At 66.3% G+C, this 12,293-nt stretch carries 13 protein-coding genes; 7 read left to right on the plus strand and 6 right to left on the minus strand.

The features are described from left to right. The first annotated feature begins 124 nt into the window (after positions 1-124). Positions 125-763 carry a carbonic anhydrase gene (locus XARJCFBP2528_RS01670; protein ID WP_024938923.1) on the plus strand — a complete coding sequence of 213 codons (639 nt, stop codon included), beginning with the start codon at positions 125-127 and terminating at the stop codon, positions 761-763. Between the two features lie 328 nt (positions 764-1,091). Here XARJCFBP2528_RS01670 and XARJCFBP2528_RS01675 read toward each other — a convergent pair whose 3' ends face one another. Together XARJCFBP2528_RS01675 and XARJCFBP2528_RS01680 are read right to left on the minus strand one after the other, a co-directional pair. Next, entirely contained in the window at positions 1,092-2,225 is a 1,134-nt protein-coding gene (locus tag XARJCFBP2528_RS01675; protein WP_016902704.1) for a phospholipase A, read from the minus strand. A 206-nt stretch (positions 2,226-2,431) separates the two neighbouring features. Beyond that, the gene (locus XARJCFBP2528_RS01680) at positions 2,432-2,917 is read right to left on the minus strand and encodes a DUF456 domain-containing protein (protein WP_047124230.1); all 486 of its coding nucleotides are present in this window, start codon (positions 2,915-2,917) and stop codon (positions 2,432-2,434) included. A 227-nt stretch (positions 2,918-3,144) separates the two neighbouring features. On the opposite strand from XARJCFBP2528_RS01680, the gene XARJCFBP2528_RS01685 reads away from it, so the two are divergent. After that, positions 3,145-3,360 carry a cold-shock protein gene (locus tag XARJCFBP2528_RS01685; RefSeq protein ID WP_003483561.1) on the plus strand — a complete coding sequence of 72 codons (216 nt, stop codon included), beginning with the start codon at positions 3,145-3,147 and terminating at the stop codon, positions 3,358-3,360. 222 nt (positions 3,361-3,582) lie between these two features. Here the strand turns inward: XARJCFBP2528_RS01685 and XARJCFBP2528_RS01690 are convergent, their stop codons facing one another. Both XARJCFBP2528_RS01690 and XARJCFBP2528_RS01695 read right to left on the minus strand, forming a co-directional pair. After that, the gene (locus XARJCFBP2528_RS01690) at positions 3,583-4,074 is read right to left on the minus strand and encodes a glycine zipper 2TM domain-containing protein (RefSeq protein WP_047124231.1); all 492 of its coding nucleotides are present in this window, start codon (positions 4,072-4,074) and stop codon (positions 3,583-3,585) included. 166 nt (positions 4,075-4,240) lie between these two features. Next, positions 4,241-4,669, minus strand: coding sequence for a hypothetical protein (locus XARJCFBP2528_RS01695; protein WP_047124232.1), 429 nt, complete (start codon positions 4,667-4,669; stop codon positions 4,241-4,243). Positions 4,670-4,743: 74 nt separating this feature from the next. On the opposite strand from XARJCFBP2528_RS01695, the gene XARJCFBP2528_RS01700 reads away from it, so the two are divergent. Beyond that, a complete protein-coding gene (locus XARJCFBP2528_RS01700; RefSeq protein WP_047124233.1) occupies positions 4,744-5,574 on the plus strand; it encodes a tRNA threonylcarbamoyladenosine dehydratase in 831 nt (276 codons plus the stop codon). 38 nt (positions 5,575-5,612) lie between these two features. Here the strand turns inward: XARJCFBP2528_RS01700 and XARJCFBP2528_RS01705 are convergent, their stop codons facing one another. Both XARJCFBP2528_RS01705 and XARJCFBP2528_RS01710 read right to left on the minus strand, forming a co-directional pair. Next, a complete protein-coding gene (locus XARJCFBP2528_RS01705) occupies positions 5,613-6,380 on the minus strand; it encodes a TatD family hydrolase (protein WP_047124234.1) in 768 nt (255 codons plus the stop codon). Continuing rightward, positions 6,380-6,595 carry a DUF6116 family protein gene (locus tag XARJCFBP2528_RS01710; protein WP_039528164.1) on the minus strand — a complete coding sequence of 72 codons (216 nt, stop codon included), beginning with the start codon at positions 6,593-6,595 and terminating at the stop codon, positions 6,380-6,382. Before XARJCFBP2528_RS01710 ends, XARJCFBP2528_RS01705 begins: the two co-directional genes overlap by 1 nt. Before the next feature lie 145 nt (positions 6,596-6,740). On the opposite strand from XARJCFBP2528_RS01710, the gene XARJCFBP2528_RS01715 reads away from it, so the two are divergent. The 4 genes from XARJCFBP2528_RS01715 to XARJCFBP2528_RS01730 all read left to right on the plus strand — a co-directional run bounded on the left by XARJCFBP2528_RS01715 (position 6,741) and on the right by XARJCFBP2528_RS01730 (position 12,264). Beyond that, the gene (locus XARJCFBP2528_RS01715; RefSeq protein WP_006451921.1) at positions 6,741-7,532 is read left to right on the plus strand and encodes a glycine zipper 2TM domain-containing protein; all 792 of its coding nucleotides are present in this window, start codon (positions 6,741-6,743) and stop codon (positions 7,530-7,532) included. Positions 7,533-7,702: 170 nt separating this feature from the next. Next, positions 7,703-8,866 carry an acyl-CoA dehydrogenase family protein gene (locus tag XARJCFBP2528_RS01720; protein ID WP_047124235.1) on the plus strand — a complete coding sequence of 388 codons (1,164 nt, stop codon included), beginning with the start codon at positions 7,703-7,705 and terminating at the stop codon, positions 8,864-8,866. A 58-nt stretch (positions 8,867-8,924) separates the two neighbouring features. Continuing rightward, the gene (locus tag XARJCFBP2528_RS01725; protein WP_155410699.1) at positions 8,925-11,495 is read left to right on the plus strand and encodes a DUF3857 domain-containing protein; all 2,571 of its coding nucleotides are present in this window, start codon (positions 8,925-8,927) and stop codon (positions 11,493-11,495) included. 124 nt (positions 11,496-11,619) lie between these two features. Further along, positions 11,620-12,264, plus strand: a complete 645-nt coding sequence (locus XARJCFBP2528_RS01730; RefSeq protein ID WP_047124236.1) for a glutathione S-transferase family protein — start codon at positions 11,620-11,622, stop codon at positions 12,262-12,264. Positions 12,265-12,293 lie beyond the last annotated feature (29 nt).

Here is a 12,293-nt window from a genome sequence, read left to right on the forward strand (position 1 = left end):
CCTGGCGCGGTGTACGATCGCCAGACAACCAGAGAGCAGGGGCTCGTCCATGTCGCATTCCGCATCCCGTCGAAAACTGCTGCAATGTGCCTGTTGTGCGCCGATCGCGGCCGCCGCCGCGTCACTGCCGTTCGCCGTCGGTGCGGCGCCGTCGAAAAAGACCGATCTCAATGCCGAGCAGGCATTGCAGGTGCTGCGTGACGGCAATGCCGCCTTCGTGGAGAACCGTCCCAAGAAGGTCATTTCCGACAGCAAGCGCCGTCTGGAACTGGCCCTGGGGCAGACCCCGTTCGTGATTCTGGTGTCGTGCTCGGATTCGCGCGTGCCGCCGGAACTGCTGTTTGGCCGTGGCCTAGGCGAGATGTTCATCGTCCGCAATGCCGGCAATACCGTCGACACCACGGCATTGGGCTCGATCGAATACGCGGTCAGCCAGCTCGGCGTGCCGCTGGTGGTAGTGATGGGCCACGAGAGCTGTGGCGCGGTCGCCGCGGCGGTGTCGGTGGTGGAAAAGAACGCATTCTTCCCGGGCGCGATCGGCGCGATGATCGAGCCGATCGTCCCGGCCGTGCTGACCGCCAAGAGCAAGGGCGGCGACGACCTGCTGGCGGCCTCGGTCAAGGCCAACGTCAAGCGCACCGTCGACCGCCTGCGTGGCGCGTCCGAACCGGCGCTGCTCGAACCGCTGCGCGCAGGCAATGTTCGCGTGGTCGGTGCGTACTACACCTTGAAAGATGGCAAGGTCGATTTCTTCGACGTCTGATCGCTGCCAAAGCCGTTTCATGAAGACAGCGCAGGATGATCTCCTGCGCTGTCTTTTTTTATATGAGCGGAGGGTGCGGAGCAGCCTAGCTGTCAGCGCTGCAGAACTTGGAGCGGCTATCAAACTGCTGCGCTCATCGCCAAGTAGGCGTGGGCCGTGTCCGGAACCTGCGTGCCACGCATGCACTGCGGTTCCTGCGCGCCCAGCTGATGACTGCCTGCCACGTCTACCACTCCAGGCCTGCAATCCCGGACACAAAAAAGCCGGCATGCGCGCATGCCGGCTTTTCAATGGTCTCGACGTTGCTCAGCGCAGCGGTGCGATGTGCTTAGAACCACTCCAGCAACGACACGCCCAGGCCAATGTAGGTGGCCTTGTGGTTGTAGTCGATCAGGCTTTCGCCGTAGCCGTCGAACACCTGCACGTGGCCGCGCAGCAGGTTGGTGATCGGGAAGCCGTAATCCAGCTGCACCGAGCCATGCGAGCGGTCGCCGCCGCGCAGCGAATGCCGCGCAATCAACGCCACTTCATGCCCGTCCTTGTTGTAGACCAGGGTGGCGTCGCCACGGCCCATGTAATCCTCGATATCGGGATTATTGTCGTCGGCGCGGTCTTCCTTGATACGGAACCACGGCCGCAGCGTCAGTGCCCAGTTCTCGCGATCCAGCCCGATGTTGAGGATGACCCGGTTCCAGGAGCGCGACAGCGGATCTTCGCGGCCGTTGGACATGTGGTTGATGCTGATGCCGCTCATGCGGCCCTTCCAGCCGAACAGGCTGTAGTTGTTGCGGAACACCAGCATCGCTTCCGGCTCGTAATTGGTTTCGCGGAACGGGCGCGAGGCATCGGTGTTGTAGGCCTGCCAGCGCGAGCTCTGGGTGTAGCCCATCCAGATGTCGCCGTTGTCGCCGAACAGATCCTCGACCACCTTGGTCTTGAAGCTGAGCTGGAACTTCAGTTCGGTGCTGTCCAGTTGCTGCGGGGTGGACACCGAGTTGGCCGGGTTCGGCGACTGCGGGGTGCGGTTGGAGTCGCTGGTCCAGAACGCCGGCAGCAGGTAGACCGGCTTGTAGCCGCGCAACTGGAAGGTGCCCAGCTTGGAATCCTTGGCCAGCTCCCAGCGGCGGTCCAGCAACGAACCGCGGCCGGCATTGGCGACCGCCTCGGCCTTGGGCTGGTCCTGGCCATCGGCACGGAAGAAATCGCCGACGCGGCTGATGGCACGTTCGTCCTGCGGCTTGGACTCTTTCTGCTTGGCGATCTGCGCGGCGGCATCGGCCTCGGCGGTCAGCTGCGGGGTATAGCCCAGCGCCTGGTCGTAGCAGGCAAGCCGTGCCGCATCCGAGGTGACGGAAGTGCAGGCCTGCGGCGAGGCGGGGGTAGGGGCGATTTCCTGTGCGTGCGCCAGCGGCGCGGCGGCCAGGGCAATCAGCATCAAGGGACGGGTGCGGTGCTTGGACATGGTCAGTCTGGCCGAATGAAGGCGCCAGGCAGGCGCGTCAGATGCGAAGCTTAACGGTCGCGCCTGCATACGCGGTGTGTACACGGTGGCATAACATCCGGGCGACGCCTGCAATCGATAGCTGGCCGCGATCGCGTGGGTGCCTGCGTCGTCAGTGTCCGGGCGATCAGCCGACCCAATCAGCGTCTGTGAACGCTGGAAATCCGCTAGAAAAACCAGGCAATGGCGAACACGCCCAGCATGCACAGGCCCAGTGCCAGCTTGGTCGCGGTGCCGAACACGATGCCCAGCCAGGTGCCAAAGCCGACCTTGGTGGCCTGGTCGGATTTGCGGGTCTGCCAGTATTCGCCGAGCCACGCGCCGGCGAACGGGCCGACGAACAAGCCGATCGGCATGAAGAAGATGCCGACGACCGAGCCGATCACCGAGCCCCACAGTGCCGCCTTGCTGGCACCGACCCGCTGGGCGCCATACACGGTGGCGAGGAAGTCGATCGCAAACGACAACGCCGTCATCAGGCCCAGAATCACCAGCGCCGCCCAACCGACACGGGCAAAGCCATCGGCCCAGGCGGCCACCAGCAGTCCCGCGAACACCAGTGGCAGGCCTGGTAGCGCCGGCAGGACGACCCCGGCAAGGCCGATCAGGACCAACACGCCAGCCAGGATGTAGTAGACGACGGTGATGTCCATGATGTTTAAAAATGTCCTGTTTCAGGCTTGACAAAATTGCGCAAGAGGTGCTTGAAAATTCGTTTGGTGCGGGTTAAGTTGCCAGCGCTGCTGTTTGCAACGGTCACCGTGAATCGTGGCCTGATGCGGTAGATCGTTCGATCCGCTACATCCTTGTACCTCGCTTCCTCCTTGCAATCACAGCCACCACCGTCAGTCCATCACAGTGTCGTAGGGAGTCAGTCGAGATGTCCAATATCGAACGCGAGAATGGTGTCGTGAAGTGGTTCAACGATGCCAAGGGTTTTGGCTTCATCAGTCGCGAAAACGGCGAGGACGTCTTCGTCCACTTCCGTGCGATCCAGATCCAGGGCTTCAAGAGTCTCAAGGAAGGCCAGAAGGTCAGCTTCACCGTGGTGCAGGGACAGAAGGGCCTGCAGGCCGATGCTGTGCAGGTGGTCTGAGCGCGGCGCAACACGCCAGGCCATCGCGCAGACAGCAGAAAGGCCCGTCGCCGGGCCTTTCTGTCATTCGCCAACACTGGCGAATCGAACGTAGCGAGCAGTGGTCAGGCGGGCACGAAGAGATCGAAGTACACGTGGATGCATGTCGATTCCGGGCGCCGACTGCGCCGGCCTGACGGTGAGCGCAGTGGTTTTCCTGGCCGCTACTGGTAAGCGCGCCGATCAGCGCAGCACGACCTTGCCGTTGACCACGCGCACATAGGCGTTTTCGCGCACGCCAGCCAGGTCGCGCTGGTTCACCACGATGACGCGGCCGTCGTCCATGCGCACCTGCACATCGAAGCTGTCGCTGGTGACGTTGTTCTGGATCGCATTGCCCGCCAACGCGCCAGCGGCGGCACCGGCCACGGCCGAGACGTTCTTGTTGCCCTTGCTGCCACCGGTCTCCTTGGAGATCTGGCGACCGGCCACTGCGCCGACGATGCCGCCGAGCACCGCACCGGTGCCGGTGGGAGCGCTGCGGGTCGGGCCCACTTCATCGATGCGGGTCACGATGCCGCAATCCACGCAGCGTGCCTGCGGCTGCGAATAGCCCTGATCGTAGCCGCGGTCGCCGCGGTCGCCGCGGTAGCTGCCGTACTGGGGCTGGGAGGTGGCGCAGCCAACCAGCGTTGCGGTTGCAGCCAGGCCAATGACGAGCAGTCGGGTCTTCATGAGGTCTCTCCGGGGTGGTTCGAAAAAGCGGTCAGGGCCGCGGCGACGTCATCCTGTGTTGGTCAGGGTGAACGGTCTGCCAACTGGATCACTCCAGGCTTAACGAAACCCGAGCGTGCTGTTCACAACCGCTGCCATGCGCGTCGATGCGGAGGTGCGATGGCGGTCAGCGGAAGTCGCGATGACAGGCCTCGCAGGCGTCATTGATCTGTGGCCTGACTGCGGCAAGCGCGGCGCAATCGGCTGGCGGCGTGCGCTGTGCCTGGTCCAGGACGGTGCGCAGGGCGCTGGCATGCTCGCCGAAGCGGCGGTCCTCGCCGATGTCCGGAAAGGCCGGCTCCAGTTCGTCGGCAAGCAGGCGCAACGATTGCAGTCGCGCTCGCTGCCTTGTGAGATTGCAGCCGCCACCGGCACCGGGTTGCAGGGCGCGCAGCTGGTAAGCCATCACCTGCATCAGGCTGTCCGGCACCGGGTTGCGTCTGGCCTGCAGCACGCGCGCCACCATCACCGTGCACACCAGCCCGATCAGGATGCCCAGCACCAGCAGGAAGGCATAGCGGGACGCGCGCGATTGTTCGGTGGGCGGGGCGGGCATGGACGGAACTCCGGTGGACGCGGACATCAGCATGTCGATGGGCGCGCGCTGAGCGGCGCGCGTAAAATAGGCCGATGAAAGCACAATGGCGTGAACGCTTTGCCGGTATCGACCGGCTGTACGGAGTCGGCACGGTGGAGCGGCTGGCCGCCTGCCGCGTGGCGGTGGTGGGGATGGGCGGCGTGGGCTCGTGGGTGGTCGAGGCGCTGGCGCGTACCGGCGTCGGCCATATCCGCCTGATCGACGCCGACGACCTGTGCGTGTCCAACACCAACCGGCAACTGCCGGCGCTGGCTGGGCAGTACGGACGCAACAAGGCGCGCGCGATGGCCGAACGCTGCGTGGCGATCAACCCGGAAATCGAAGCCGATGCGGTGGAGTCGTTTCTCACCGCCGGCAATATCGAACAGCTGCTCGGCGATGCGTTCGATCTGGTGATCGATGCCTGCGACAGCTTCCGGGTGAAGGTGGAAACCATCGCCTGGTGTCGCCGACGCAAGTTGCCCTTGCTGACGGTGGGCGCCGCTGGCGGGCGCACCGATCCCACCCTGGTGCGGGTACGCGATGTCTCGCGCACCGAACACGACGCGATGCTGGCGCTGATCCGCAAGAAGCTGCGCAGCGAGTTCAACTTCCCCAAGAATCCGCAGCGCTATTTCGGCGTGCCGGCGGTGTACTCGCTGGAGAACGTCAAATATCCGCAGGCCGATGGCAGCGTCTGCGGCATCCGCCCGCAACTGGATGCCGACGCCACGCTCAAGCTGGATTGCGGGGCAGGGCTGGGCGCAGCCACGCATATCACCGGCACCTTTGCGTTTGTCGCGGTGGGCAAGGCGCTGGAGATGTTGCTCAAGCCGAAGGTGGCTGCTGCCAAGCCTGTTGCCGAGGCTGCCTCGGCGGGGTGAGTGCGCGTTGCCGTGTCATGCGGCAACGGGCAGTGCGCTCAGCCCGGCAACCCGAACAACCGCCGCGCGTTGGCGGTGGTCTGCGCGGCGATGTGCTCTGCCGCCTCGCCGCGCAGCTGTGCGATGCAGTCCAGCACCGTGCGCAGGTAGGCCGGCTCGTTGCGTTGGCCGCGGATGCTGGCGTCGGGCTGATCCGGCGCATCGGTTTCCAGCAGCAGCCAGTCCAGCGGCATCGTTGCAGCCAGGCCGCGCAGGCGATTGGCACGCGGGTAGGTCACCGGGCCGCCCAGGCCGATCATGAAATCCAGCTTCCACAATTGCTGCGCCTGTTCGGGGCTGCCGGCAAAGCTGTGCACCACACCGCGTAGGCCGCCCACGGCCTTGATGCGGGCGATGACCTCTTCGGTGGCGCGCCGCGCATGCACGATCAGCGGCAGCTCGAAGCGCTTGGCCAGCTGCAGTTGTCCGTCGAAATAATCGCGCTGCGTCTGCGCGTCCAGCCCGTCCAGATAGAAGTCCAGCCCGCACTCGCCGATGGCGCAGGGCCGCTCGCGCTCGATCCACTCGGCCAGCAGCTCCAGATGCTCGGGGCGGTGCTGATCGAGAAAGATCGGGTGCAGCCCGTAGGCGGGGTGCAACCCGGGGGCCTGAGTGCAGACGGAGCGCAGCGCCGGCCAGCTGGCGGCGGTGATCGCCGGGATCACCTGCTGCACGACACCGGCCGCCTGCGCGCGCGCGATCACCGCGGCGCGGTCGTGGTCGAACTCGCCGGCATCCAGATGGCAGTGGCTATCGACCAGCTGCATCAATCGCGGCGCACCGGCGCGGGCAGCGGTGCCTTGCGCGTCTTCCAGTTGGCCAGCAACAACGTGGTCAGGCCGAACAGCAGCTCGTCCAGGAACGGGATCGGATCGGGCATCACCAGGTCGACCAGAAACAGCGCCGCCGCCAGCTTGAACAAGGTGGGATAGCGCAGGGTGCTGGCCCACTCCAGGGCGCGCGAGGTGACGGGATTGCGCATGCGAATGCTCCGGCTGTTAGAAGTGCATGAAATAACCGCTAGCTGAACTTAACTGCGGCGTTCATGAGCGAGGGCGTTTTTGTTCAGGGTTCGCGTGCTGGAATCACGCCGTCAACAACGCGGCGTGTCCGCACGGAGCTGGATCATGAAGAGCAATACGACAACTATACTGGTCGCTGCTGGTGCGTTGCTGGTTGGAGGCGTGGCCACGGCCGCCTTCATGAACAATCGCCCGTCGTCCGGCGATTTCGTCGCCAACGGCGAGCCGGCACCGCGTGGTCTGGAATACGCCGACGTGGTCAAGGTTGCACCCATCACCGAGCGCGAGCCGCAGTATGCGCAGGTCGTCAACAGCGCCGCCATCCGCGAAACCACCACCAGCTCCTCGCCGCGCGAAGTCTGCCGCGACGTGGTGGTGCAGGAACGTCTGCCCGAGCGCGATGGCAATGTCGGCGGCACCGTCGCCGGTGCGGTGATCGGCGGTCTGCTCGGCAACCAGGTCGGCGGCGGCAACGGCCGCAAGCTGGCCACGGTGGCCGGTGCGGTCGGTGGCGGCATGGTCGGTAACCGTGTAGACCGCAATCATGTCGGCGGCCGCGTGGTGGACCGCACCGAGCGCCAGTGCCATACCGAAAATGCCAATTCGCAGTCCTCGCGCGTGGTCGGCTACGACGTGACCTACCGCAATGCCGACGGCACCACCGGCACCATGCGCATGGACAGCAAGCCGGGCGAGCGCATCTCGCTGGGTGATGCCGACAACGTGGTGGCCTACGACGTGACCTACCGCTACGACGGTTTCGAGAAGACCGTGCGCATGAACGACAAGCCGGCCAGCGATCGCCTGCCGGTGGTCGACGGTCAGCTGGTGACCCAGACCGCTTCGACCGCTGGTGACAGGGGCGTTCGTGTGGATGCGGGCAGCACGCGTCAGTAAACCGCTGGCAGCGATCCGCCCAGGATCGCTGGTTGGCAAGAAAGGAGCCGGCATTGCCGGCTCTTTTCGTTTTCGGGCGCTGGCGACGACGTCTGTGCGCTGAACAGTCGCCGCCATGTTCGGCCGGCAACTGGCTGATAATCGCCACTTCTCCTGCAGCGGAAGCCGACATGCCAGTGCGTCCCGATGATCTGTTCGATGTACGTGCGCTGCTGACCGACGAAGAGCGGGCAGTGCAGGATGCGGTGGCGCGCTTCACCGATACGCGGGTGCTGCCGGCGATTGGCGATGCCTTCGACGCAGGGCGCTTTCCGCGCGAATGGGTACCGGAACTGGCCGAGCTCGGCCTGCTGGGTGCCAGCCTGCCGGTCCGCGATGGCGGCGCGGGCCTGGGCGCGGTGGCGTACGGATTGATCTGCCAGGAACTGGAGCGCGGCGACAGCGGCCTGCGCAGCTTCGTCAGCGTGCAGTCCTCGCTGTGCATGTACCCGATCCATGCCTACGGCAGCGACGAGCAGCGCCAGCGCTGGTTACCGGAGATGGCCGCCGGCCGCCTGATCGGCTGTTTCGGGCTGAGCGAAGCGCAGGGCGGCTCGGATCCGGCCGCGATGACCACGCGCGCGGTGCGGCAGGGCGATGGCTGGCGCTTGAACGGGGCCAAGATGTGGATCACCAACGGCAGCATTGCCGGCCTGGCGATCATCTGGGCGCATACCGATGACGGCGTGTGCGGCTTTCTGGTCGAGACCGGCAGCGCCGGCTTCAGTGCGCAGGACATCGCACACAAGATGAGCCTGCGCGCATCGGTGACCTCGGGATTGTTCCTGGACAACGTGTACGTGCCGGAGCAGATGCGCCTGCCGAACGCGGCCGGTCTGAAGGCGCCGCTGGGGTGCCTCAATCAGGCGCGCTATGGCATCGCCTGGGGCGCGATCGGTGCGGCGGTGGCCTGTCTGCGCGAGGCACTGGCCTATAGCGGGCAACGCATCCTGTTCGGCCGGCCGCTGGCGGCCACGCAGAGCGCGCAGATCAAGCTGGCCGACATGGCGCGGCGGATTTCCACCGCGCAGCTGCTGGCGCTGCAGCTTGGGCGGCTGAAGCAGGCCGGCCAGCTGCGGCCGGAACAGATCTCGCTGGCAAAGTGGAATAATTGCCGCATGGCCCTGGATGTGGCGCGCGAGTGCCGCGATCTGCTGGGCGCGGCCGGCATCACCACCGAGCATGTGGCGATCCGGCATGCGCTGAACCTGGAATCGGTGATCACCTACGAGGGTACCGAGACCGTGCATCAGTTGGTGGTCGGGCGTGCGCTGACGGGACTCAATGCGTTTTGACGAGGAGTGGGTGTTGATCGACAGGGATGGGAGGCGACGCCTGCGTGGCGTGTTCTGGATGAGCTGCGTGCTGGCGGTGGTTGCGAGCGTGATCGCACCGGCACAGGCCAGCGAGGCGCCGCGCATGGCGCCGCCACCGGCCTGGGTCATCGCCGATGCGGTGCCCGACAAGGTGCCCGGTGCCAGCGGGTTGCGCTATGAGCTGGTATCCGATCAGGTCGATCTGACCGGCGCCGCGCCGCAGGCATATCGCCGCCTCAGTTACACCGTGCAGCGTGCGAAAAGTCTGGACGAAGCCGGGCAGATCTCCATCGATTACCAGCCGCAGTACCAACAGCTGGCGCTCAACAGCCTGGAAGTCTGGCGCGACGGCAAGCGCATCGACATGCGCAAACAGGCGCACTACGCCCGGTTGCGCCGCGAAAGCGGACTGGAAGACGGTCTGATCGATGGCGCGCTGACGCTGTCGATCACCTTGCCGGACCTGCGCGTGGGCGACCGGGTCGACTACGGCGTGACCATCACCGGCAGCAATCCGGTATTCGGCAAGGGCTATTACGACGTGTTCGATGCGCGCTACGGCGTGCCGCTGGGCGAGCGCCGGGTGCGCGTGCGGCATCCGGCCGGCATGGGATTGCAGTGGCGGGTGACTGCGCCCGGTTTCAGCCGCAACGTCAGCCGCACCGGCGATGTGGCGACATTGGACATCGCCGCACGCGACCTGCCCGCCGTGCAGGAGGAAAAGGACACCCCGGAGGATGTCGATCCGTATGGCCGGATCGAAGTCTCCACTGCCGGCAACTGGGCGGCGGTGGCGGCATGGGCAGCGCAGCTGTATCCGTACGCGTTCAAGGACGCGCGCGTTGCCGACGGGATGGTGCAGAACCTGCAGCTGCGCCGCGACGACCCGCAGGGCGCGCTGCTGCGTGCAGTGGCCTTCGTGCAGGGCGAGATCCGTTACGTCGGCCTGGACATGGGCGAGAACTCGCACGCGCCGCATGCGCCGGAAGTGACGCTGCGCAATCGCTACGGCGACTGCAAGGACAAGGCGACGCTGTTGATCGCGCTGCTGCAGCTGGCCGGCATCCGCGCCGAGCCGGTGCTGGTCAGCAGCGACAAGGGCCACGGGCTGGATCTGCGCTTGCCCAGTCCCTACGCGTTCGATCATGTGGTGGTGCGCGCTCACCTGCCGCAGGGCGAGGTATGGGTGGATGCTACGCGCGACCGCGAAGAGGGCCCGCTGGCGCAACGCCGGCCGTTGCCGTTCGTGCGCGGCCTGCCGGTCGTGGCCGGGCAGCGCGATCTGGTGGCGGTGCCATCGCCGATGCCGACGCTGCCGCAGGTCGAGGTGGACGAGGAGATCGTGATCTCGCTGCGCAAGCCGCAGCGTGTGGCGACCTTCACCGTGGACACCACGTATCGCCAGGGACGCGGCGAGCGCGTGGCGACCAGCTTCGACGACAACGGTGCGCAGGCGGTTGGCGAGCACTATCTGGAATTCATGCAGCAGTACTACACCGCGCTGACGCAGGTCGGCGTGCCGACCATCGACGCGACCGATGTGTTGAACGTGCGCACGCACGAGGCCTACCGCCTGGAGTGGCCGACCGACGAGGGCGACGAGCTGGGCTTTCCGCTGTTCCAGCTCGGCGAATGGATGGACGCCCTGCCCACGGCGGCGCGCAAGAGCCCGCTGGCGCTGGGCGGCCCGCGGCTGGCGCGGCAGACGGTGCGGGTGCAGGTCGACCCGGCGGTGCGGGTGGAAGCCGATACGCAGGTGGTCGCCAACCCGTGGTTCCGGTTCTCGCGCACGGTCTCCACGCACGAAGGACGCATCGTCATCGTCGGTGAGTGGCAGCGGCTGTCCGACCGCATTCCCGCCAGCGGCGTGAAGCGTGCCGCCGCCGACATGGAGCGTGCCCGCGACCTGCTGTACTTCAATCACGACCTCAAGCCGCAGCCGCGCAGACAGCCGCTGGAGATGCACGTCTTCGTCTATCCGCTGGCCGCGCTGCTGGCGCTGATCGTGCTGGTGCTGGCATGCCTGGCCTGGTGGCGCGGCGGTGGCTTGGGCGGGATGCTGTTCGATCCGCACACGGTTGCGCAGCGCCTGCACATGCAGGCCGGCGCGCACTGGAGCGCGTGGTGCGTGTTCGGCCTGATCCTGGTGCTCTCGAGCTGGATGTGGGTGTCTCCGCAGCCGTTGTGGGTGCACGCCATCGCCGTGGCGATCATGCTGGCCATCGCGCTGGTGGGCTGCGTGTTGCTGCAGTGGATGCTGCGCTGGATGGGCGGCACTGCGGAGTTTGCGGTGTTGCTGCCGGCGCTGCTGGGCAGTGCCTTGCCATGGCTGGTCTGCCTGCTGGCGACGCTGGTCGCGCTCGGTGGCGATATCGTCCTGTTCCGGACCGCTGTGCACGATCCGGCCGGGCTGGCGCAGGTGGCCATGGCGGTGCTGATGCTGCTGCTGGGCGGGCTGTGGTGGTCGATCGCTGCGGTCCAGGCGGTTGCCGGTGCGACCGGTTGCGCACGCGCGCGGGCCTTCGGCGCGCTGGCATTGACGTTGTCGGTGCTGGGCATGCTGGTCGCCGTGCTGGGTGTGCCGGTGGCGTTGGTGGCAATGCGCTGAGCCGCGCTGCCGGCAGCGCAGGCAACCGCGGCCACGCCTTGCTGCAGAATCGGTGCAGGGCTTTGCAAAGACCCCCGGGGCTGTGACACTGCCAGCCCCTCGTTGCTGCCGCGGAGCCAGCTTGATGTCGACCGTGCGTCCCCCGTTGACCGTCCATGGCATGTCCAGTTCCGGCAACTGCTACAAGGTGCGCCTGCTGCTGGAGCAATTGGGCAGCCGCTATCACTGGGTCGAGGTCGACAGCGCCGCCGGTGAAACCCGCACGCCCGCGTATCTGGCCAAGAATCCCAACGGCAAGGTGCCGATGGTGGAGCGCGACGACGGCCGCGTGCTGACCGAATCCAACGCGATCCTGTTCTGGTTGGCCGAAGGCACCCCGTACCTGCCCACCGACGCCTGGCAGCGCGCGCAGGCCTTGAGCTGGATGTTCTTCGAGCAATACAGCCATGAGCCGTATGTCGCGGTGGCGCGGTTCATCAGCCTGTGGACGCCGCGCGATGCCGCGCGCCGCGCCGAACTGCCGCAGCTGCGCGCCCGCGGCGAGCAGGCGCTGGCCGTGGTGGAACAGCATCTGCAGCAGCACCGCTGGTTTACCGGCAACGATTACGGCATCGCCGATATCGCGCTGTTTGCCTACACCCATTGCGCCGAGGATGGCGGCTTCGATCTGGAGCGCTGGCCGGCGATCGGTGCCTGGCTGCAACGCGTGCAGGCAGTACCCGGTTTTATCGCAATGCCGGCGCCTGCGCCCGGCACGGTGACGGCATGAGCGGCATGCGCTGCCGGCAGGAGCACTGA

This window comes from Xanthomonas arboricola pv. juglandis, assembly GCF_001013475.1.
GTDB classification, from domain to species: Bacteria; Pseudomonadota; Gammaproteobacteria; order Xanthomonadales; family Xanthomonadaceae; genus Xanthomonas; species Xanthomonas arboricola.

Bases quoted from the DNA above. Each gene is read 5' to 3' on its own strand.
- XARJCFBP2528_RS01675 (WP_016902704.1), bottom strand. From the start codon at position 2,225: ATGTCCAAGCACCGCACCCGTCCCTTGATGCTGATTGCCCTGGCCGCC.
- XARJCFBP2528_RS01680 (WP_047124230.1), bottom strand. From the start codon at position 2,917: ATGGACATCACCGTCGTCTACTACATCCTGGCTGGCGTGTTGGTCCTG.
- XARJCFBP2528_RS01685 (WP_003483561.1), top strand. From the start codon at position 3,145: ATGTCCAATATCGAACGCGAGAATGGTGTCGTGAAGTGGTTCAACGAT.
- XARJCFBP2528_RS01690 (WP_047124231.1), bottom strand. From the start codon at position 4,074: ATGAAGACCCGACTGCTCGTCATTGGCCTGGCTGCAACCGCAACGCTG.
- XARJCFBP2528_RS01695 (WP_047124232.1), bottom strand. From the start codon at position 4,669: ATGCCCGCCCCGCCCACCGAACAATCGCGCGCGTCCCGCTATGCCTTC.
- XARJCFBP2528_RS01700 (WP_047124233.1), top strand. From the start codon at position 4,744: ATGAAAGCACAATGGCGTGAACGCTTTGCCGGTATCGACCGGCTGTAC.
- XARJCFBP2528_RS01705 (WP_047124234.1), bottom strand. From the start codon at position 6,380: ATGCAGCTGGTCGATAGCCACTGCCATCTGGATGCCGGCGAGTTCGAC.
- XARJCFBP2528_RS01710 (WP_039528164.1), bottom strand. From the start codon at position 6,595: ATGCGCAATCCCGTCACCTCGCGCGCCCTGGAGTGGGCCAGCACCCTG.
- XARJCFBP2528_RS01715 (WP_006451921.1), top strand. From the start codon at position 6,741: ATGAAGAGCAATACGACAACTATACTGGTCGCTGCTGGTGCGTTGCTG.
- XARJCFBP2528_RS01720 (WP_047124235.1), top strand. From the start codon at position 7,703: ATGCCAGTGCGTCCCGATGATCTGTTCGATGTACGTGCGCTGCTGACC.
- XARJCFBP2528_RS01725 (WP_155410699.1), top strand. From the start codon at position 8,925: ATGAGCTGCGTGCTGGCGGTGGTTGCGAGCGTGATCGCACCGGCACAG.
- XARJCFBP2528_RS01730 (WP_047124236.1), top strand. From the start codon at position 11,620: ATGTCGACCGTGCGTCCCCCGTTGACCGTCCATGGCATGTCCAGTTCC.